Below are 21,380 nucleotides of genomic sequence, written 5' to 3'. Positions count from 1 at the left end.
ATCTGTTTGATGTGGGATACTTGGCGTTCACATCTGCTCCGTGGCCTGTACGCCGATCAGTTGCAGTCCGTTGGCGATCACCTGACGAACCGCCGTCATCAAAGCCATGCGCGCATCACGCAGGGCCACATCTTCGCCGAGAACGCGATGCCCATTATAGAAGGCGTGCAGCGCGGCGGCCAACTCCAACAAATAGTAGGGGATGCGATGCGGCTCATGACTTTCCGCCGCGCCTTGCACCACCTCGGGGAACAGATCCATCAAGCGGATCAAATCCAATTCCGCCGCTTCGCCCAGCGCCGACAAGTCGGCTTCGGCGATACGGCTCTCATCCATTCCCAGCCCTTTTTCCGCAGCCTGCCGCCACAGCGAACAGACCCGGGCATGGGCGTACTGCACGTAGTAAACCGGGTTTTCATTGCTCTTGGAAACCGCCAGATCGAGATCGAAATCGAGCTGACTGGTCCCGGCCCGGGTCAAAAACCAAAACCGCACCGCATCGGCGCCGGTCTCGTCGGTCACCTCACGCAAGGTGACGAAATTACCCGCCCGCTTGGACATTTTTACCGGTTCGCCGCCGCGGGTCAGATTGACCATCTGCACCAGACGCACATCCAACACGTTCTTGCGTCCGGTGAGGGCTTCAATGGCCGCCTCCACCCGTTTGACGTAGCCGCCGTGATCGGCGCCCCAAACGTTGATCAAACGCCCGTAACCACGCTCCAACTTGTTCAAATGATAGGCGATGTCGGCGGCAAAATAGGTATAGGACCCATCCGACTTCTGAATGGGCCGGTCCACTTCGTCACCAAAATCCGTGGCTTTGAACAAGCGCTGAGGACGCGCCTCCCAATCTTCCGGCTGCTTGCCTTTGGGGGGCTCCAGCACCCCTTCATAGAGGCATCCGCGAGACGCTAATACGTCGATGGCGTGCGCGACTGCCCCCTCACTATGCAAAGCGTATTCCGAAAACCACTCGTCGAAGCGAATCTCCAGTTTCTCCAGGTCTTGGCGGATCCAACCCAGCACCACGTCCATGGCCTGGACCAGCAATTCGCGCGGCGCGGCGTCGGGATTTTCACGGGCGATCGTCAACCATTTGTCGCCATCCTTGTCACGGATGCGCTGGGCGATGTCGATGACGTACTCCGACGGGTAACAACCATCGGGGATGGTGATGGCGTCGCCGAACAGCTCGGCGTAGCGCAACAGAACCGATTTGCCCAGCACATAGATCTGGCCGCCAGCGTCGTTGATGTAATACTCCCGCGTCACATCGTAGCCCGCAGCGTCCAAAATACGCGACAGCGCATCGCCGGTGACCGCGCCGCGGCCATGGCCCACATGCATGGGCCCGGTGGGGTTGGCGGAGACATATTCAAGCAGAACCTTCTCGCCGCCGCCCCAGTCGCCGCGGCCATAGTTGGCCCCGGCGGCGAATACGTCGCTGATCACCGCGCGCAGGCGGTTGGGGCTCATACGGAAGTTAATAAAGCCCGGCCCGGCGATCTCACAGCTCTCCACGTCGCCGTCAGCAGGCAGCGCGGCGATGAGCTTTTCGGCCAGATCGCGCGGCTTGCAGCGCGCCGCTTTGGACAGCGCCAGGGCCGCATTGGTGGAGAAGTCGCCATGGGACTTCTCCCGCGGGCGCTCCACGCGCACATTGGAGAAATCGGTCCCTTCAGGCAGATCCCCTTGGGCGACAAGGGCGGTCAGGGCGTGATCGATGGCGGCTTTCAGGGAGTCCCGCATGGGGCGAACCTCTTCATAACTGTCGCGGCCCGACGCGCGAACAGACGCGTGGGCCATTGCTGAGCGGACATCCGCCTATGGGCGGGTGGATCAAACCGGAAATGTTGGCCTGTTGCGCTGAATTTGTCCATAGCTGACGACACGCGAATCAGCTCTGGACGCCGGGGGGGAAAACACGGCATGATGCCTCTTATATTTCGTGTAGCGGCAATCATTGCATCGTGCGCCTGACGCCGCCACGCCCTGATTATGCAGGAGACGGCATTGCGCAACCCAAACGACCCTCACGGCACTTTCATCGACCTCCTGCGCCATGGCGAACCGGACGGCGGCGAGCGCTTTCGCGGCGCTCTTGACGATCCGCTGAGCGCAGCGGGTTGGGAGCAGATGCGCACCGCCTGCGAACCGCCGGAGCCGTGGAGCCTGATCGTCACCTCGCCGCTCAAACGCTGTCGGCAGTTCGCTGAGGAGCTGTCGAGCCGCACCGGCGCGCCGCTGCGGGTGGAGCCGCGCTTTCATGAGCTGCGTTTTGGCCGCTGGGAGGGGCGCAGCGCCACCGAGATTCTGGAGTCCGCCGACGGTGAAGGGCTGCGCCAGTTCTGGCGCGACCCCGACAGCAATCCGCCGCCCGAGGGCGAGCGCATCGCCGATCTGCAAAACCGCGTGGCTGCGGCCTGGGCGCAACTGCTGCTGGAGAACGAGAACAGCCATGTGCTGGTGGTGACCCATGGCGGCGTGGTGCGCAATCTGGTGGCCATGGCGCTGGGCATGTCACCCAAGGATCTGTCCAAAATCGTGGTGCCCTACGCCTGCCGCACGCGCCTGCGCGCCGACCCGTTGGATGGCAAATTCTATGTCCGCCTGATCCATCACGGGGTGCGCGCGCCGCGCAACGCTGAACAGGACGCCTCGCCCAACCTGCCCGCCGCCGCGCCGCGCCAGCCGCGCGCGCGCCGCAAAAAGGACTAATCCCGCCGGGGACCCCGTATGATCAGCCTTGCTGAGTGGGGCATGACGGTGCTGATCACCGCAGCCGCCATCGCCTCCCCCGGCCCCAACTTTGTCGCTGTGAGCCAACGCGCGTTGCATGCGGGGCGCGCCCCGCCGTGGCCATGGGATTGGGCGTGGCGCTGATCAGCGCAACCTGGGCGCTGGCCGCGCTACTGGGATTGGGCGAGTTGCTGCGCGCCCACCCGGTGGGAATGCGCGCCGCACAGATGATCGGCGGGCTCTATCTGGTGTGGCTGGGCGTGACGCTGTGGCGCGCGCGCCCTTCGCACGAGAGTGCGACGTCCACACATCCCGTAACCAGAACTGGTTTGTGGCGGGCGTTCCGTGACGGCGCTCTAACCAACCTCTCCAACCCCAAATCCTTGCTGTTCTACGGCGCCCTGTTTAGCACTTTGGCGCCCGCCAACGCCTCCAACCAGGATTTGGCGCTTCTGGCCGCCACGCCGGGCGTGATCGCCGCGCTGTGGTATTGCAGTTTGGCGTTGAGCGTCTCCGCCATGCGCCGTTGGCGCGGCGCCTCCTATTGGGGCAGTCGTGTGGGCGGCGGCGTCCTGGTGGCGTTTGGCGTCGCCTTTCTCACCATCCGTTAACTCGCCGCCGTTGGAGTGCGCGCCATGCTTGCCCCCCTTGTCGCCGCCTTTGGCCTGCTCACCCGCCTGCCCATGCCGCGCAGCGTCACCCCCGATGCGCGCGATCTCGGTCGCTCGGTGGCGCTCTACCCCCTGGTGGGGGCGGTGATCGGCGCGATTCTGGCCGCAGCGGCCATGGCGCTGTCCCACGTGCATTACGATCTGGCCGCGCCGCTGTTGGTCGCCCTGTGGGTGTGGCTCAGCGGCGGCCTGCATCTGGACGGGCTAGCCGACGCCACCGACGCCGCCGTGGGCGGCATGGGCGATCGGGAGCGCGCCCTGGCGATTATGAAAGACCCCTACGTCGGCCCCATGGGGGTGATCGCCATCGTCCTCACCCTGCTGCTGATGACCGGCGGCGCCAAAGTGCTGCTGCTGTGGGGCGACCCCTGGCTGTTTGTGTGCGCCCCGGTGGCCGGTCGCTGCGCATTGTCGGCGCTGTTTGTCACCACCCCCTATCTGCGCGCCGACGGCATGGGCGCCGAGCAGGCGCGCCGCGCGCCCAAGGCCGCCGTGTGGCTGGCCATCCTGCTGGGCCTCCTGGCTTGCGGCGCCCTGGGCGGCCTGCGCAGCGCCGCCGCCCTGATCCTGTTCCTGCCCCTTCTGTGGCTTCTCCGCCGCCGTCTCATGCGTCGCTTTGGCGGGTTTACCGGCGACATCGCTGGGGCGCTCCTAACCCAAAGCGAGACCACTTTCCTCATTCTGTTAACAGTTAGCCTCAGCATTGGTTAATCCGACAGCGCCCTTCTTTCTCCCCAAAGCAGATAGCCATATCGCAGCTATAAGTATCAGAGTCTCCTGTTTTACTAATATTAACACCCTTTAAATACAGTAGCTTGTCATATTAGTACATTTGCAGGATGTTTTTTTGTCACTCCATTACATTATTCTGTAGACATAGGGCGTATTTTTCCAACATGATGAGTTCATCTCCAAAATATCTCGGTGCCGTCACATAGCGTTACGCGCTAATGACTATCCGTGCAATTCAAATGTCCTCAGGGGGGATATGCGTAATGAAAAAGATGCGATCAGGAGTGATGCTGGCGGCTATGGCGCTGGCGCTGGGATGGGCGGCGCCAGCCATGAGCGAAGAGGCGGGCAGCGGCGGCGCGCCACTGGGCGCAGCGGTGGCCAGTGAGCAACAAAAACACGCCAAGAGCGTGACCCTGGCCCCCTTCACCCTCAACGGCGTGGAGGTGACGCAGGATCGCGGGCGCGCCATGCTGGACGCCTTCAAATCGCCGGAAAACCGCAAGTGCAAACCCTTCTGCGTCCAGCCCAAGAGCATTGACGGCGCCACCACCGTGGAGGTGGATGACTTCGCCAAAATGGCCGACGAAATCAATTCGGGAAAAACCCTCATCGTGGATATGCGCACCCCGGCGTGGTACGCCAAAGGCACCCTGCCCGGCGCCATCAGCCTGCCCTATACCGACCTGACCGGCAAAAAGACCAAAGCCAAAGCCAAGATCAAAAAGCTTAAAGGCAAGAATCTCATCGCCTTCTGCAACGGTTGGTGGTGCGGCCAAAGCCCCACCGGCATTCGCGCGCTGGTGGAGTTTGGCTATGAAGGCAAGATCTACTACTTCCGCGGCGGCAGCCAGGATTGGGCCGATGCGGGTCTGGCGTTCGTTACGCCGTAAATCGGTCGACGTCGGCGCGGACCGGGATCGGTCCGCGCCCCTTTCTCGCCTGATTCTGCCTGAGGTGGCGCCAGCCCATGAGCGGCATCATTCAAAAGACCTTCATCAAGTGGAAAAGCGGCTGGCTGATCGGGCTGGTTTCGGGCCTGTCGCTGTTCATCTTCCTGGTGGTGATCGGGTTCAACTACCGCGCCATTGGCGGCGTGCAGCAATTGAACGACGAGCTGCATAGCGGGCCGCTGGCGCTCAAAGAGACGTGGTATGAGATCGCCCTGTCGATGAACCGCGCCGAAGCGGCGCGGCAGAACTTCCTGCTCACCAAAGACCCCAAAGTCGCCGCAACCATTGCGCCGCTGGTGGTGGAGATCCGCGAGCAACTGCGCAGCCTGCCCGCCACCACCCGCGCCACTCTGAGCGAAGCGGTCAACCGCTACGGCGACACCTTCGCCGCCATGGCTCAAGCCATGGCCACGGGCTTGACCGCGCGGGCGCAACTTGTGACCGACCGCGAGAATGTGGAGTTGATCGTCTACGACCTGGAGGCGCCCGACCTGGAGGAGGCGCTGGGGGAGTATCAGGTCGCCGAGTTGACCTATTTGATGAACGGCAACGAGGAGAGCGCCGATTCGGTGCGGGTGATGCTCGACCGATTCGACCGCGACGCCGCAGGCAAGGAGTTGGAGAAGGATTTTCGCGCCGCCGTAGCGACCTATCGCGCCACCTTCGCCAAGCTGATCGACAACCACCAGCGCGTGGAGACAAACTCCAAAGCCATGGAGACGCAGGCCACGGAGTTTGCGCAATTGGTGCGCGCCGGGGTGCGATCGGCCAGCAAACAGGCCGACGCCGCCGCTGAAGCGGCGCGCAACCAAGCCAACAGCGCACAGAACAGCGCTCTGGTGTGGACCGCCATTGGCGTGGTGCTGGCGGTCTCTCTCTTGTGGCTCTACCAGCGTCTGTTCAATCGCCAGGTGGTCACCACCCTGGATGGACTCTCCAAACTGGCCGAGGGCGATCTGAACTTCCGCTTTCCGCGCCGCCCCCACTCCAAGAATGAGCTGTGTCGCATCATGCAGGGGGCCAACGCCATGGCCGACAATCTGGAGGCGTTGCTCTCCTTGATCGTCGACAAGGTCAGCCACATCCAGAAGGCCGCCAGTCAGATCGCCGAGTTGCGTCAGGGGCTCTCGCAAGCGGCCAAAGATGGCGCGCAGATGGTGCGTGAGGTGGGCGACACCTTAAGCGAAGTGGACGCCAACACCCGCACCGTGTTCCAACTGGTGGAGAAGAATCAGCAGCAGGCTGTCGCCTCTGAGGGCGCCGCGCAGGCGTTCCAGCAGATCATCACCGCCATGTCCGACGCCTCCGAACATGCTGGCGGCATCGTCAGCGGCATGATGGAGGCCGCCAACGCCATGCCCGACAGCATGCTCAACGTCAATTCGAATCTGGCGCAGGTCAACCACGCCATGCGCGAGGTCTCGCAATCGGTGGGCGACCTCAACCAATCGCAACAATCGGTGCGCGCCATGTGCCAACGCGCCAGCAGCGAGAGCGACACGGCGCGCAGCCACGTCGCCAGCGCCACCGACGCCACTGGCTCGCTGCTCCGCGCGACGGGCGAGATCACCAACGTGGTGCACCTGATCAACGAAATCGCCGAACAGACCAACATGCTGGCCCTCAACGCCTCCATTGAAGCGGCGGGCGCCGGGGAGTCGGGAAAAGGCTTTGCGGTAGTGGCCAATGAGGTCAAGGCGCTGGCGCGGCAGACCGCCGAAGCCACCGACGCCATCGCCGACAACATCGACCGCATGCAGGGCATGACCCGCCAGGTGGAGCGCAGCATGGCGCAGGTGCGCGACGGCATGGACAACGTCGCCACCGCCAACCATGACATCACCGACGCCATGAATACTCAAGCACACGCCATCGAGCAGATTATGCAGTCGCTGCGCGCGGTTAACACCGCCACCGACAGCGTGACGCAGACGGCGCAGGAGTTGGAGGGGGCGGCCAAGACCCTGGCCAACTCCGCGCAACAGGCCAACGAGGGCGCGCAGGAGATCGTCGGCACGGCGCAGAGCGCGGTGTCCGAAGCCCACGGCGTGGCGGAAAACGCCACCGCCATGCGCGAACAGTCCGGCGTGATGCGCGAGCGCACCGAAGACTTCTTCACCAGCTCCGATCAGGTCAAATCCCTCAGCGGCTGCATGATCGAGCGCATGGAGAGTCTGGATCAGATGTCCGGCGCGGTGGGCGACCTGTCGCACCTGCTGCGCGATGACGCCGCCGCCCTGCGCGAGGCGGCGGCGCGCTTCCGCTTCTCCTCCGCCAGCGCGGCGGTCGATGCAACAACGCAATAGAGTGAGTCAAAACCAAAACTGTACGGAGCGGCCAATGTTTGCGTGACGCAGGCTGAGCTTGCGCTGACTATTGGCCGCCGACTGGTCGGCGGCGGGGTCTGGGGTCCGCGACCCCAGCGGGGTGTGGGGCGGCGCCCCACGATTTGGCAGGAATGCCAAATCGGACTCGCGCAGCGAGCCCGAAGGGTGAGGGCCATGGATGGCCCGAATCACGCTTTGGTCGTTGGGAGCTCGAGGGCAAAGCCCTCGATATCTTCCAGCGCCCATCTGTTCACTTTTGAATGCTAGCGACTCTATCGCCAAAATCGCCAATGTCCAATTTTGCAATCAACTGACTGTCGTCACCCCTGCGACACTCCCGCCTCGGCGAAGGTGGCCATGTCGCGGTGCAGCGCGCACGCCAGCCGCAGCAGCGGCAGCGCGGCGGCGGCGCCGCTGCCCTCCCCCAGCCGCAACCCCAGATCCAGCAACGGTTGCGCCTGCAACGCACTGAGCGCAGCGGCGTGGCCGGGCTCGGCGCTGGCGTGGCCAAACAGCATCCACGCCCGCGTTCCCGGCGCCATGCGCTCGGCGGCCAGCGCGGCGGCGCTGGCGATAAACCCATCCACCACCACCGGCAATCCCGCCTGGGCGCAGGCAATGTAGGCGCCGCAGAGCGCGGCGATCTCAAACCCGCCCAACTGCGCCAACGTCAACACCGCCGGGCCGGTGGCCGCGCCCTGCCGCTTGAGCGCCTGCGCCACCACCGCCGCCTTGCGTGATACGCCTGCGGCGTCCAACCCCGTGCCCGGCCCGCACACCAGCGCAGGCGCCAGGCCGGTGTAAGCGCAGATCAACGCCGCCGCCGCCGTGGTATTGCCGATGCCCATCTCGCCGCCGATGAACAGGTCGGCGCCCGCGTCCAACGCCCGCGCCGCCGCCGCGCGCCCCTGCGCCAGCGCCTGTTGGCACTGCTCCGCCGTCATGGCCGCCGTTTGACTCAGATCCGCCGTGCCGGCGGCGATGCGCGCATCGCGCACCCCTGGCAGCTCTCCAGGCGATTCCACCGAGCCCACATCCACCACCTCCAGCTGCGCGCCGCTCTCGCGCGCCAACACGCAGATGGCCGCGCCGCCGCGTGAGAAGTTGCGGATCATCTCGCCGGTCACCGACTGCGGAAACGCCGACACCCCCGCCGCAACCACACCATGATCAGCGGCGAAAATGACGATCCAGGGTCGCTCAATGCCCGGCGTGACGCAGCCTTGCATACCGGCCAAGTCAACCGCCGCCGTCTCCAACCGTCCCAGCGATCCCGGCGGCTTGGTCAACTGCCCCTGGCGCGCAAACGCCGCCTCCCGCATCCCCTGATCAATCGCCTTGGGCGGCGCCTTCCACCAAGCTCCCGTCATCATCCACCCTGTCACGCACTGTTCCCTGCTGTGGACGCCGCCTCGGCGTCCGCTTCCTGCGCATCGCTCAAGCCATGCAAAAAACTCAGCAAATCCCGTTTACGAATGGGTTTGGTGAGAAAACCATCACAGCCCGCCGCATGGCTCTGATCCCGCGCTTCTGAGAATGCGTGGGCGGTGAGCGCATGGATCGGCGTCGGCTCGGCGCCCTGCTCGGCCTCCCACTGGCGCATGGCGCGAGTGGCGCTGTAGCCATCCAGTCGCGGCATCTGCACATCCATCAGCACCAGATCAAACGCGCCATCGCGAAACGCCTCCAGCGCCTGTTCGCCATCGCGGGCGAAGTGGATCTGATGCGCGGTATCGCGCAGGTAGGCTTGCATCAGGTTGATATTCTCATCGCAATCCTCGGCGATAAGAATGCGCATAGCCGCCATTTCCTGCGCGGCGCCGTCCAGGGTCATGCGGTAGGGAAAGGGTTGCTGCGTCGCCGCTTCAGGCTGCGCCGCTGTCAGCGGCGCACAGAACCACACCTGGGCGCCCTCCGCCACGTCACAGTCGACGCCCATACGCCCCCCCATAGCCTCCACCAGGCGCTGACTGATGGAGAGCCCCAATCCGGTGCCGCCAAAGCGGCGCGTAACCCCCCCATCGGCCTGGGCAAACGGCTGAAAGATGGTCTCAACCTTCTCTTTGGCGATACCGATCCCGGAATCCGCTACGGTAAAGCGCACGCCTGCGGGGTCCGCTGTCACGCGCAGGGCGACCCAACCGCTTTCGGTAAATTTGATGGCGTTGCCCAACAGATTGGTCGACACCTGGCGCAAACGCTGCTCATCCCCCAGCAACCACGCAGGCAGTTGCGGATCCACATGAGCCGAGAATGTGAGCCCCTTATTGCGCGCCGTGAGGGCAAACACTCGTTCGATGCTCTCAATCAAGCGGGCCAGTTCAAACGGGCGCTGCGCCAATTCCAACTTGGCCGACTCAATCTTGGAGATATCCAGAATATCGTCAATCAGCGTCAACAGCGACTCCCCAGCGCTGTGGGCCGATTCGATATAGCTGCGCTTGAGCGGATCCTCCTCCATCTCCAACAGCATCTCCCCCATGCCGACGATGACGTTCATGGGGGTGCGAATCTCATGGCTCATATTGGCCAAAAACTCGCTCTTGGCGCGGTTGGCCTGTTGCGCCTCCTCCCGCGCCAGTTCGGCGGCGTGGGTGGAGGCTTGCAGCGCCTCCTCGGCAGCCTTGGCGTCGGTGATGTCGCGCACGGTGCAGTAGACCACCGCGCGCCCATCCAGGGTGAACGGGCGCATGGCCACAGAAGTGACCATCTGCGCCCCATCCATGAGCTGCAGGGTCCACTCAAAATGGCTGGGGCCCTGCGCCACAGTCTTGTTCAGCAGGCGATCGGCCATGGCGTAGGAGTCCTCGCCATTGGGTTGCAATGGCGGCGACACATCGGCGGGATGCAAGCCCATCACCGCCGCCTTGCTGGGGGCGCCGAGAATCTGCACCGCCGCCTGGTTGCAGTCGACGCAGCGCTGATCGGCCAAAATCCACACCGGGTCCGGCGAGAGTTCAAACAGAGTGCGAAAGCGCGCCTCACTGTCGCGCAGCGCAGCCTGACTGAGCAGTTTCTGACTGTGATTGGCGCCCCAGCCGTAGAAAGCCAGCAGCAGTAGCGCGCCAAACAGCGCCGCCGCCAACAGATTGCCGCGATTGAGTTGCAACCAGCTCTGATAGAGGATCTGGCTACCCGCAGGCAGATCGCTCCAGGAGATATCAAAACGCTCCAGCTGGCGCGCATCGAACATGAACGCCCCAGGCAGCGTGCGCACCACGGGAATCCGCTCCGGCGCTTCGCCAGCGAGCACCCGCAACAGCAACTCGCCCGCCTTGCGTCCCTGCGCCTGGGCGTTGGTCAGGCGCCCGCCAACGATGCCATGCCCCAAGTGGAAGTCCCACGAACCATACACCGGAACCGATGCGCTTTGCGCAACATGCTCGGCAACTGTGGTGGTGGGCATGTGTCGTCCCAGACGATCACGGGAGAAGGGCAGCAACAGCGCCACATCTCCAGGTTTGAAAGAGGCGGCCTGCGCCATCAGCTCATCAAAGCTCACCCCCCTATGGAGCGTGAACGGTATCCGCTCGGCATACGCCTCCAGCACCGGCGTCAGGTCGGCCAGGATTGCGCGAACTGTGTTGGTGTCGTCGGCAATGACTTGCAACCGCTTGGCGTCGGGGTGAATGCGCAGAATCGCCTCGACGGCGCCGCGACCATCAAACGCTTCAGCCACGCCAGTGAAGCCGGACAGTCCCGCCAACTGCCCCGGATGGAAAAAATTCACCCCACAAAAGATTACCGGAGCGCCGGGGAACAGTTGGTCCCGATGGCGGCGGATAAAGTCAAAGGCGTTGTTGTCCATGGCCACCACCGCAGCCATGGGGCGCTGGGCGTACTTGTGGATGAAGAGTCGCAACAGGTTGTCAAAGTGCGCGTCATCGACGATGCGCTTGGTGTCCATATACTCGGTGTGCAGCACGACATCCAATGGGCTCTGCGACAGCGCCTCGCGCATGCCCTGCATCTCGCCATCGCCCCAAACCTGGCCCGGATGATAGGAGTTGAGCAGCAGCACATGGGCCTGCTCGGCGCACGCGGGACGCGCCGCGCCGATGAGTATACAGGTCAGAATAACGACAGTTATGAACAGTCTGGATTTCACACTCTTTGCCCCCCCGAGCAGAATGGATCGTTGCAGTATGCCACAATTCCCAGGGTGGGGACAGCAACCGCACAATGCGCGCCAAAGCGTCGGAAGTTGCCTGCCGCCATTGCCAAATGGCGACGGTTTTCCCATCATGTGGCGTTCAAACCCGCATCGGTTGCGCAACCATTGCCGCCGTTGCGCCCACAAAGACCGTGTCCAAAGCACGAATGAGGAGAGCAATCCATGGCCACCATGGCGCGCGTGAAATTGATTGAAGGGATCACCATGCTCGGCGAATCGGGCTCTGGCCACGCGGTGGTGATGGACGCCGCCGAAGAGGTGGGCGGGCGCGATATCGGCGTGCGTCCCATGGAGCTGCTGCTCATGGGCATGGGCGGCTGCAGCTCCATCGACGTGCTCAACATCCTGCGCAAAGGGCGTCACGACGTCACCGACTGCGTGGCCGAACTGGTCGCCAAGCGCGCTGAAACCGAGCCCAAAGTGTTCACCGAGATCAAACTGGAGTTCACCATCACCGGGCGCAAGCTGACGGAAAAGGCGGTGGCGCGCGCCATCGAACTCTCCATGCAAACCTACTGTTCGGCCTCCATCATGCTGGGCAAGACCGCCAAGATCGAAACCAGCTTCAGCATCATCGACGCCGACGCTGCGGAGTGAATTCATGCACAAGTCCCTTGCACTGCGCGCTTTGGCGTGGCTGATCGTGATGGCGCTGTGGCTGCCGCAAGCGGCCCAGGCCGAGACCATCACGCCGGACCAACTGATTGAAGGCAAACACTACTTCGTCGTCAAGCCGCCGGTTCCCACCGGCAGCAACAAGCCGGTGGTGGCGGAGGTATTCAACTTCAAGTGCCCGCACTGCTTTGCGTTGCACCCGAAGATGGCGGCCTGGGCGCGCAAAATGGGCGATGCGGTGGAGACCCGTTCGATCCCGCTGTTCTGGGGCAAACAGACCGACTACCCGGCCCGCGCCTACTATGCGGCGGAGTTCATGGGCCAGGGCGAACGCATGAAGCAGGCGATTTTCGAAGCCCACTTCGAGCAGGATATGGACATCGAAAAAGAGTCCGACATGCGCGAAATCGCCCGGGAAGCGGGGGTGGACTTCGCCACCCTGGAGGGCAACATGCAGAGCTTTGGCGTCACCGCCAAGATCTCCCAAGGGCGCGCGCAGTCCAAAGAGATGGGCGTGCGCGGCACCCCCACCCTGGTGGTCAACGGCAAGTACCGCCTCACTGCGGGCGAGAATGCTGGCGGCGACTTTGACAAACTGTTCGCCATCGTCGAAGCGCTGATCCAAAAAGATGCGCACAAGTAAGTCCGCCGACTCATGCGTATTCTGGTTCTGATCAAACAGGTCCCCGACCCGGCGGTGATCGCGCGGCCCGCGCCGGATGGCTCCGGCATGGCGCTGGCGGGGGTCAAGCCGGTGGTCAACCCCTTCGACGAGATCGCGGTGGAGGCGGCGCTGCAACTGCGTGAAGCGGGGCTGGCGAGCCTCTGCGTGGGCGCCAGCGTGGGCGCGGCCGACTGCGCCGAGTCACTGCGCACCGCCCTGGCCATGGGGTTGGATGAGGCGCGTTTGATCGAAACGGAAGCGGACGCCGCGCCGCTGGAGAGCCTGGAGATCGCCCGCGCGCTGGCCGAGTTGGTGCGGCGCGAAGGGTTCGATCTGGTGATCTGCGGCAAGCAGGGGGTGGATGGCGACGCCGGTCTGGTGGGGCCGATGCTGGCCGAACTGCTGGGCTGGCCCCAGGCCGCCTACGCCTCGCGCATTGAACACGAGAACGACCGCCTGCGCGTGGCGCGGGAGTGCGATGGCGGCATTGAGACCCTCACCCTGCCCCTGCCCGCTCTCATAACCACCGACCTACGCCTCAACGAGCCGCGCTACGCCAGTCTGCCCAATATCGTCAAAGCCAAGCGCAAGCCCCTGCAGAGCATTCCCCTGGCGGAGTTGGGGGTGACGCCGGACGCCGCCTGGCGCGTGATGGAGACCCGCGAACCGCCGCAACGTCCCACAGGCGTGGCTGTGCAGAGCATCGCCGAACTGGACGCCGCCCTGCGCCAGGCGGGAGCGCTGCCATGACGCCGCCACTGCGCACCCTGCTGGTCGCCGAATGCCGCGACGGCGCCATCGTCCCCGCCACTTGGCGCGCCCTGAGCATGGCCCACGCCATCGGCGCGTCGGTGGATTTACTGGTTCTGGAGCCGCAATCCCTCGCAGATGATATTCGAGGCGTTGCGCGCATTCTGACCCCGTCAGAAGCGCCCCCCGCCACCGCTCTGGCGCAAGCGGCCTACATCGCCCACGCCATGGACGCTGCCGAGCCCGCATACAGCCATCTGATTCTGCCCGCCACCGCCTGGGGCCGGGAGATACTGCCGCGCGTGGCCGCACGACTGGGCGCGCAGCCGCTGAGCGAGATCTGCGCGGTGACGGATGCGCACACCTTCTCTCGCCCCATTCATGCGGGCAACGCCATCCAGACCCTCACCACCGACCGCTGGCCCATCCTACTCAGCGCGCGCCCGGCGGCGTTCGCCCCGTTTACGCCGCCCGACGACGCCCCGCCTCCGTCCGTAGCGACGCTGGCGCCGCCTACTGAGCCCGCCGATGACCCTGTCCGCGTGGTGGATTTCCAACCGGCGCGGGGCGAACGTCCCGATCTGCGCGAAGCGGCGGTGGTGGCGTGTGGCGGCCAGGGCATGGCCAGCGCCGGGGATTTCACCCTCATCGAACAGCTCGCCGACGCCCTGGGCGGCGCGGTGGGCGCCACCCGCGCGGCGGTGGACTCGGGGCTGGCCCCCAACGACTGGCAGGTGGGGCAGACCGGCAAAATCGTCGCCCCGGACCTCTACATCGGCGTCGGCGTCTCCGGCGCCATTCAGCACATCGCCGGGATCAAGGACGCGCGCTGCATCGTCAGCATCAACAACGATCCGGGCGCCCCCCTCCACGCCGTAGCCGACTACCGCCTGACCATGGACCTGCGCGAGGCGATCCCCCAGTGGTTGGCGCTGCTGGCGGCGCGTCAGTGAACCGCCTTGCCAAAGCTTCGAGCCCAGTCCACATTCCGCTTGGCTCGTTCCATTCGATCTTCTATTATTGCTATTAAGTTAATTAATTTGCAGGACTCCTTCAGGAGAGCGCGACATTGCCGTCGCCCTGAGCTGATTTTTCCCAACTGATCTCGCAGAAATCGTCGTCAATGCTCTGTCACCCCACAGAGCCGCTGACGTGGGCTGGGTTGTGGAAAATGGAGTTCGATCATGGATTCAAATCGACAAGTTGCAGGGAAGTACCGCACGCTGGAATCGATCGCTGTTCCGGCGGAGATGATCGACGCATGGCAACAGGTGGTCAACACCCTGGCGCGCGCTACGCAAGTTCCCGCCGCGCTCATCATGCGGGTTCACGCCAACGATATCGAAGTCTTTATCTCCGCCGAAACAGCGGACTCCCCCTACCAAAAAGGCGCCACGGAGCATCTGGACTCCGGGCTCTATTGCGAACGGGTGATGGACACCCGGCAGATGCTGCGCGTGCCCGACGCCCTGGCCGACCCGCAGTGGGCCAACAACCCCGATGTCCCGTTGGGGATGATCTCCTATTGCGGCCTGCCCCTCACCTGGCCCACCGGGGAGATCTTTGGCACCATCTGCATTCTCGACAACAGAGCCAATCCCTTTACTCCACTCGCCCAGGAGTTGCTGTCCGCTTTTCGCGAAACCGCCCAAGCGGGCTTGGCGACGGTGTATCAACAATCGCTGCTGCGCGATGTCAACACCCATCTTGAGGAGTTGGCCGCAACCCGCGCGCAGGATATCGCCCAGGAGAATTCGCGCTATCGCATCATCCTGGACGCGCTGTCGGAAAGCGTTATTATCGGCTCCCCACAGAGCGGGAAGATTCTCGACGTCAACCGCGCCTTTTGCGAATCGTTGGGATACACGCGCAAAGAGGCGTTGATCCTGTCGCCAACCGACTTCGACCCCAGCATGGACGCCCAACGTTTCGCCTCCGAGCTGGGCTCCTTGGCCCCCGATCAGCAGATCCGCTTCGAGACCTGTCACCGTCGCCGGGATGGCGACGAGTTCCCGGTGGAAGTCACCGTGGTGCGCGCGGAGATTCACGGGCAGACACAGTTGATTGGCGTCTCGCGCGACATCAGCGAACGGGTTGCGGCGGATAGCGCCATTCGCGAAAGTGCGCAGCGTCATCGCGCCCTCATCAACAATACCGCCATCGGCATTATCCAGTGCGATATCGATGGTCGGCTGCAGGAGGTCAATCCCGCTTTCGCCTCGTTGCTGGGACGCACCGTCGAAGAGCTGTCAGGATTGCCGGTCACCTCGCTCATCCACCCGGAGGACGCCCCGTCCTGCGCCCGCGCGTTCCAGGATCTGCTCCACGGCCAAACCGAGCATGCGCGCCTGGAGCTGCGATTCCTCCGCCGCGATGGCGCCGTCGTGTGGACCGACTTCTCCCTTTCGCGGCAGCAGAATGACGTCGGCGCAGTCACGCGCATTTTCTGCATGGCGCAGGACATCACCCAGCGCATCTGCGCCGAACAGACCGCTCTTCTCAAAGAGAGCCACTACCGCTCCGTGGTGGAGACCAGCGGCGATGGCTTCTGGGCGGTGAGCGGCGACGGCGTGATCATTGACGTCAACCAAGCCTACTGCGCCCTCTCCGGCTATACCCGCGAAGAGCTATTACGGCTCAAGATCACGGATTTGGAAGCTCTTGAACAACAGGTTGACGTTGACGCGCGCATGCAGCAGATCATCCGCAACGGCCACGCTGTGTTTGAGACTCAACACCGGCGCAAGAGTGGCGAAATTTGGAATGCGGAGGTCAGCGCCACCCACCTGGCTCAGGAGCCGGGGACGTTTTTCGGCTTTGTGCGGGATATCTCGGAGCGCAAACAGGGCGAACTCAGACTGCAACAGGCCAAGGCGCAGGCCGAAGCCGCCAGTCGCGCCAAAACCGAATTCCTCGCCATTATGAGTCATGAGATCCGCACCCCCATCAACGTCATGCTGGGGATGGGCGAGTTGATGGAGGAGAGCTGCGCCAAAGAGCATCAGCGCAAGCTCCTGCGCAAACAAAAGGAGGCGGGCAAGGCGCTGCTGGCGTTGATCGAGACCACGCTGGAGCTGGCGCGTCTGGAACAGGGCGCGCTATCACTGAAAAACGCCGACTTTGTGTTGCTCGACCTGCTGCGCGCCACCATTGAGCTGTTCGAGCAGAACGCCCGCGCCAAGGGGCTTGCGTTGGAGTTGCAGATCGCCGGGCCAATGCCCCATAGCGTGCGCGCCGATGAGACGCGCCTGCGTCAAATTCTGTTCAACCTCATCAGCAACGCCATCAAATTCACTGAGAGCGGCTCGGTGACCGTCTCCATTGCGCCGCTGCCGGAGATGCCCCACGGCGTGCGCATCCGCGTGACGGACACCGGCATCGGCATCCCCGCAGAGCATCAGGAGCATATTTTCGAGCACTTCACCCAGGTGGACTCCAGCCTATCGCGCAAATATGGCGGCTCCGGGCTGGGATTGGCCATCACCAAACATCTGGCGATCCACATGGGCGGCGCGATCCGTCTGCGCAGCGAGCAGGGCGTGGGCAGCGTATTCGAGGTGGATCTGCCCCTGCCGCCCAGCGCGCCCGCCCTGGAGAGCGTTCCGGCGCAAGCGACGCCGGATGCGAGCGCGCCCTTGCGGATCCTCCTGGTGGAGGACTCCGAAGACAATCAGATGTTGATTCGCGCGTTTTTGCAGAAGACGCCCCACGCGCTGGAGGTGGTGAATGATGGCGCGGCGGCGGTGCGGCTGGTGTGCGACGGCGGCGCGTTTGACGTGGCGCTGATGGATATCCAGATGCCGCGTTTGAATGGACTGGAGGCGACCCGCGCCATCCGCCAATGGGAGCTGCAACAGGAGGGCGCGCATCTGCCCATCATCGCGCTGACCGCCCACGCCTTTGCCGAGGACAAGAGTCTGGCCATCGCCGCCGGCTGTGACGACTACCTGACCAAACCCATCAAAAAAAGCGACCTGCTGGCGGCCATTGAGGCGCTGGCGGCAACTCCTTGTTCAGAAAGCTAACCGACTCAATCACTCCAGTGGCGGAATCCGCTGAGAGCGGTTTGCGCCGCCTTTGCGCTCTTCTCCTTCAGCAAGCCAATTAACGCGCCGAACGCCTGATCCCTACAGCGGTCGTTAAATCCGTACTTATCGCCTGTTCGCCTTCCAGCCCCGCACCTGTTCAAACTTTCCGCCACGCCATATAACGCCCACCCTGCTTGCTCGACATCCTGTTGGATCAAAGCGGGAAAGCGGTTGATAAAGTATTGTGTCGCCTCAGTGGCCAGTATCTGTGATTCACTGCCCATCCCCCGCTCCAAAGCATTCATCGCATATTTCAGATTGGCTGTTTCCAACTGCTTCACATACCTCCAATACGCTTCATGCGCCAAAACATGGAGCGGGTGGTCTGCATTCGCCACACAGGATGGATTTCTCTTTGCAATGGAGATCCCATCTCTTGATCCATCGGATTCCGAAACACACATATCAATACAATCCCTCATAAAGCAAACACGTACATACACTTCACGAAGATCACTCTCTACAGATTCGCAAAAGAATAAACTTTTTATTTTATCAAAGATGATTTCATAATATCGGTGTTCCATAGGCGTGAAAAACGCCATCTGGCGCAAGGCCTCCCGATATATATTTCGATTCTGAATCATTACTAGCAAAAGAGCCTCTCCCAACGCATCAATCAATTGAGGCCAGTAGTCTTGGTCTGGAAATCCATTCTGCAACAAGCACGTCAAAACGGTGATTTTATCATCTACATGAAAGTCACTCTCTTGCCTCATCAACCGATAGAGATCTTGCGCCACAACACGATAATCCGGGTCTGGATCCAGGCAATCCATGCCAGATCTTTTGATAAAGCGCCGATACCCCAGCAAACCACTCAGCATCCCAATAGCCAAGAAGGGGTCTACGTCTGATAAAAGCAACGCCACTCTCTGTTGAAGCCGCTTTGGGAACAGGCCAATGGGATGATATATCCTGCCCTCCGGCACACGCCTTTCATGCGAAAAGCTGTGCGCTGTATCCCTGACCCACTTGGCGGCCCATTTTGGATCTGTGGCGGATTCCTTGGCCAATAAAACGAGAAACCGTTCCTTGGGTTCCGGCATACTCTTGTCGAATTTCGCTGCAGAATTCTCATCTAACAGGGTGCTGAAAAAGTCTTACTTGATCCGAGCTTGTCCATTATCGTCATGATATAATAATTCTCAACGATATCATATGGAAAGGTTGGGATTATGCGCGGAGATGATACTCAGCAAGCTTCACTGATCAGCTACGTTTCCATTGAATCCCGGATTCCGCAGCGCCACCCGTTGCGATCAATCCGCGCGCTGGTTGATCAGGCGCTGGCTGAGTTGAGCGACGCGTTTGCGGAACTCTACTCCCCGACGGGACGGCGCTCCATCGCGCCGGAAAAACTGCTTCGCGCCTTGCTGCTCCAGGTTCTGTACTCCATTCGCAGTGAGCGGATGTTGATGGAAGAGCTGGATTACAACCTGCTGTATCGGTGGTTTGTGGGGCTGTCGATGGATGATCCGGTCTGGGATGTGACGACCTTCAGCAAGAACCGGGAGCGGTTGATCAACACCCAGGTTGCTCGGGATTTTTTCAATCAGATCAAAGACCAGGCTGGCAAAGCCGGATATCTGTCTGACGAACATTTCAGCGTGGATGGGACATTGATCGAAGCGTGGGCGTCAACCAAGAGCTTTCGCCCGCGCGATGGCTCTGGCGATCCGCCCAGCGGAGGATCGCGCAACCCGGAAGTCGATTTTCATAAACAGACGCGCGCCAACGACACCCATGCGTCCACGACAGATCCCGATGCGCGTCTCCACCGCAAAGGCAAAGGGAAAGAGGCCAAACTTTCCTACATGGGCCACGCCCTGATGGAGAATCGCAACGGTCTGGTGGTTGACTCCCGATTAACCTGCGCCAGCGGCACAGCAGAGCGGGACGCCGCCCTGGAGATGGCGTCTGAATTGCCGGGGCGTCACCCGGTCACCCTGGGAGCGGATAAAGGCTATGACACGCAAGACTTTGTGAAAAGCTTGAGAGTTCTGCGAGTGACGCCGCATGTGGCGCAAAACACCACCAATCGCCGCTCGGCCATTGATGGACGCACGACCCGGCATGCAGGCTATGTGATCAGCCAGAGAAAGCGCAAACGCATTGAAGAGGTGTTCGGCTGGATCAAGACGGTTGGAACGATGAGAAAAACGCGCTTCATTGGCCAGCAGAGGGTGGAATGGGCCTTCACCTTTGCCTTGGCGGCATACAATTTGGTGCGAATGCGCAAGTTGGCGGAAATATGAACGCAAAAGGGCTGGAATGACCGCCCTCTGACCGCATAAGTGGACAAACAGGGAGGGCTCAACTCAATCAGAACTCAAAAACCTCAGAAAAAAATCTTCCCGGCGCTGGTGAGCGGAGAAGAGATCATAATTTCAGCACCCTGCTAAAGCAAAATTCCAATAGAATGCGATTTTCTGTTTGCTTGTGACCGTATCGCTGTTGAGAAGGGCCTGCATCACAGCGTAAATCTCGGCGCACAAGGCCGTCTCTCTCTTCAAATTGAGTCCGCTCGCACACCCCACAAGCCAGAGCGCAAAAAACTCATCAATGAGACGGCATTGTTGTATGGCAAAGAGAAAATTTGCGCCTTGCAAACTGATTGTCGAGGTCAAGAGTTCCCGCTGTTTACGCTCGGATAAAATTGAATCCCTATAGAACAGTTCAGGAAGGTCGACAAATTGCTCCGCACTCTCCAGCAAAGGGGCGCACGCCTTTGGGACCACGTCTGGAAAGGCGCGAAGTTGTTCAGCAAACCGTAGAGAACTCTTCTGAACCCGCTCCCGCTTCCAGTCCGCCATCCGCTTACTCCACTCTTTTCAGGTCCTTAAACCACTAACGAGCAGCCTATCCACACAAATCACTCAGCGAAGCTCCCCCCGCGCAGAAACCACTCGGTCTGCTCCGCCGCCGTGGTGGAGAGCAGTAGCCCCATGTGGGTGGCGCGCACCGTGGCGTGGTCGGCCACCCCCTCCAGATGGGTCTCCGCCAGACTCACGGTGCCGTCGCTGGGCTCGGGCAGACCGCGAAAGATCTTGTTGGCCCCGATCACCGACAACGTCCCCGCGATGGAGCCCATCTCGATGCCAACGGGAACCGGCGGTTTGACGCCGTTTTTCAGCGCCGACTCATAGCTGAAACCCAGCATGCGCGCGCCCCAGCCGTGACGCGCCAGCCGTCGCGCCATCCAACTGCCGCGCAGGGGCGAGCCCAGCGCCACCACACGGCCCACCGGCAACTCTGGATGGCGCTGCAACATGGTCACCGCCACCAACCCGCCCAGGCTGTGGCACACCAGATGCGGCGCGCGCGGTCCGGCGTTTTGGCGCACCGCCTCGGCCAGGGCGTCGGCGTGTTGCAGAATCCCCTTCTGCGTCGACGGGTAGCGAAAGCGCGTCGTGGCAAAGCCCGCATCCGCCAGACGACTGCCCAGCAGGGTCATCTCCGCCCCCGCCATCCACAATCCATGGATCAGAATCACCGGCTCGGCGCTCATGGCGCGACTCCCTCTGTGATAGCCAGACAAATCCAAAACGGCGCAAAACGGCCAATGTTTGCGTGACGCAGCGTGAACTTGCGCTGACTATTGGCCGCCGACTGGTCGGCGGCGGGGCCTGGGGGCCGCGCCCCCAGCGGGGTTTGGGGCGGA

18 protein-coding genes are annotated in these 21,380 nt (G+C 62.4%); 12 read left to right on the top strand and 6 right to left on the bottom strand.

Annotated features, from left to right (window positions below; genetic code table 11):
* Positions 1-27: 27 nt before the first annotated feature.
* The gene (gene argS / locus MAIT1_RS04815) at positions 28-1,752 is read right to left on the bottom strand and encodes an arginine--tRNA ligase (protein WP_085441150.1); all 1,725 of its coding nucleotides are present in this window, start codon (positions 1,750-1,752) and stop codon (positions 28-30) included.
* Between the two features lie 264 nt (positions 1,753-2,016).
* Here argS and MAIT1_RS04810 point away from each other — a divergent pair, with 264 nt between their 5' ends.
* The 6 genes from MAIT1_RS04810 (at position 2,017) to MAIT1_RS04790 (ending at position 7,404) form a co-directional block, all read left to right on the top strand.
* Positions 2,017-2,721, top strand: a complete 705-nt coding sequence (locus MAIT1_RS04810) for a histidine phosphatase family protein (protein WP_198947796.1) — start codon at positions 2,017-2,019, stop codon at positions 2,719-2,721.
* An 18-nt stretch (positions 2,722-2,739) separates the two neighbouring features.
* Positions 2,740-2,886 carry a hypothetical protein gene (locus MAIT1_RS21775; protein WP_158089317.1) on the top strand — a complete coding sequence of 49 codons (147 nt, stop codon included), beginning with the start codon at positions 2,740-2,742 and terminating at the stop codon, positions 2,884-2,886.
* Entirely contained in the window at positions 2,865-3,353 is a 489-nt protein-coding gene (locus tag MAIT1_RS04805; RefSeq protein WP_085441148.1) for a LysE family translocator, read from the top strand. The genes MAIT1_RS21775 and MAIT1_RS04805 overlap by 22 nt, the downstream gene beginning before the upstream one ends.
* Positions 3,354-3,377: 24 nt before the next feature.
* Positions 3,378-4,124 (top strand): adenosylcobinamide-GDP ribazoletransferase, encoded by a 747-nt coding sequence (gene cobS, locus MAIT1_RS04800; protein WP_085441147.1) that lies wholly within the window; start codon positions 3,378-3,380, stop codon positions 4,122-4,124.
* A 284-nt stretch (positions 4,125-4,408) separates the two neighbouring features.
* The gene (locus MAIT1_RS04795) at positions 4,409-5,038 is read left to right on the top strand and encodes a rhodanese-like domain-containing protein (protein WP_158089316.1); all 630 of its coding nucleotides are present in this window, start codon (positions 4,409-4,411) and stop codon (positions 5,036-5,038) included.
* 77 nt (positions 5,039-5,115) lie between these two features.
* On the top strand, positions 5,116-7,404 hold the full coding sequence (locus tag MAIT1_RS04790; protein WP_085441145.1) for a methyl-accepting chemotaxis protein: 2,289 nt from the start codon (positions 5,116-5,118) through the stop codon (positions 7,402-7,404).
* Between the two features lie 341 nt (positions 7,405-7,745).
* Here the strand turns inward: MAIT1_RS04790 and cobT are convergent, their stop codons facing one another.
* Both cobT and MAIT1_RS04780 read right to left on the bottom strand, forming a co-directional pair.
* On the bottom strand, positions 7,746-8,795 hold the full coding sequence (gene cobT / locus MAIT1_RS04785) for a nicotinate-nucleotide--dimethylbenzimidazole phosphoribosyltransferase (protein ID WP_085441231.1): 1,050 nt from the start codon (positions 8,793-8,795) through the stop codon (positions 7,746-7,748).
* 11 nt (positions 8,796-8,806) lie between these two features.
* On the bottom strand, positions 8,807-11,533 hold the full coding sequence (locus MAIT1_RS04780) for an ATP-binding protein (RefSeq protein WP_158089315.1): 2,727 nt from the start codon (positions 11,531-11,533) through the stop codon (positions 8,807-8,809).
* Between the two features lie 228 nt (positions 11,534-11,761).
* Here MAIT1_RS04780 and MAIT1_RS04775 point away from each other — a divergent pair, with 228 nt between their 5' ends.
* The 5 genes from MAIT1_RS04775 (at position 11,762) to MAIT1_RS04755 (ending at position 17,653) form a co-directional block, all read left to right on the top strand.
* The gene (locus MAIT1_RS04775; protein WP_085441143.1) at positions 11,762-12,196 is read left to right on the top strand and encodes an OsmC family protein; all 435 of its coding nucleotides are present in this window, start codon (positions 11,762-11,764) and stop codon (positions 12,194-12,196) included.
* Between the two features lie 4 nt (positions 12,197-12,200).
* Complete coding sequence (locus MAIT1_RS04770; protein WP_085441142.1) at positions 12,201-12,857, top strand: thiol:disulfide interchange protein DsbA/DsbL; 657 nt, start codon at positions 12,201-12,203, stop codon at positions 12,855-12,857.
* A gap of 12 nt (positions 12,858-12,869) precedes the next feature.
* Complete coding sequence (locus MAIT1_RS04765) at positions 12,870-13,628, top strand: electron transfer flavoprotein subunit beta/FixA family protein (RefSeq protein WP_085441141.1); 759 nt, start codon at positions 12,870-12,872, stop codon at positions 13,626-13,628.
* The gene (locus MAIT1_RS04760; protein WP_085441140.1) at positions 13,625-14,581 is read left to right on the top strand and encodes an electron transfer flavoprotein subunit alpha/FixB family protein; all 957 of its coding nucleotides are present in this window, start codon (positions 13,625-13,627) and stop codon (positions 14,579-14,581) included. Before MAIT1_RS04765 ends, MAIT1_RS04760 begins: the two co-directional genes overlap by 4 nt.
* Before the next feature lie 231 nt (positions 14,582-14,812).
* Positions 14,813-17,653 carry a PAS domain S-box protein gene (locus MAIT1_RS04755; RefSeq protein WP_085441139.1) on the top strand — a complete coding sequence of 947 codons (2,841 nt, stop codon included), beginning with the start codon at positions 14,813-14,815 and terminating at the stop codon, positions 17,651-17,653.
* Between the two features lie 5 nt (positions 17,654-17,658).
* On the opposite strand, the gene MAIT1_RS04750 is transcribed toward MAIT1_RS04755, so the two are convergent.
* Positions 17,659-18,765 (bottom strand): hypothetical protein, encoded by a 1,107-nt coding sequence (locus tag MAIT1_RS04750; RefSeq protein ID WP_085441138.1) that lies wholly within the window; start codon positions 18,763-18,765, stop codon positions 17,659-17,661.
* A 129-nt stretch (positions 18,766-18,894) separates the two neighbouring features.
* Here MAIT1_RS04750 and MAIT1_RS04745 point away from each other — a divergent pair, with 129 nt between their 5' ends.
* Positions 18,895-19,974, top strand: coding sequence for an IS5 family transposase (locus MAIT1_RS04745; RefSeq protein ID WP_085441137.1), 1,080 nt, complete (start codon positions 18,895-18,897; stop codon positions 19,972-19,974).
* A 132-nt stretch (positions 19,975-20,106) separates the two neighbouring features.
* Here the strand turns inward: MAIT1_RS04745 and MAIT1_RS04740 are convergent, their stop codons facing one another.
* A complete protein-coding gene (locus MAIT1_RS04740) occupies positions 20,107-20,532 on the bottom strand; it encodes a hypothetical protein (protein WP_085441136.1) in 426 nt (141 codons plus the stop codon).
* A 59-nt stretch (positions 20,533-20,591) separates the two neighbouring features.
* On the bottom strand, positions 20,592-21,263 hold the full coding sequence (locus MAIT1_RS04735) for an esterase/lipase family protein (RefSeq protein WP_143814655.1): 672 nt from the start codon (positions 21,261-21,263) through the stop codon (positions 20,592-20,594).
* Between the last annotated feature and the right edge of the window lie 117 nt (positions 21,264-21,380).

It is taken from the genome of Magnetofaba australis IT-1, from assembly GCF_002109495.1.
In the GTDB taxonomy this organism is placed as follows: domain Bacteria; phylum Pseudomonadota; class Magnetococcia; order Magnetococcales; family Magnetococcaceae; genus Magnetofaba; species Magnetofaba australis.
The sequence above is the reverse complement of the archived record's forward strand: the minus strand, read 5'-3'. Positions and strand labels throughout refer to the sequence as shown.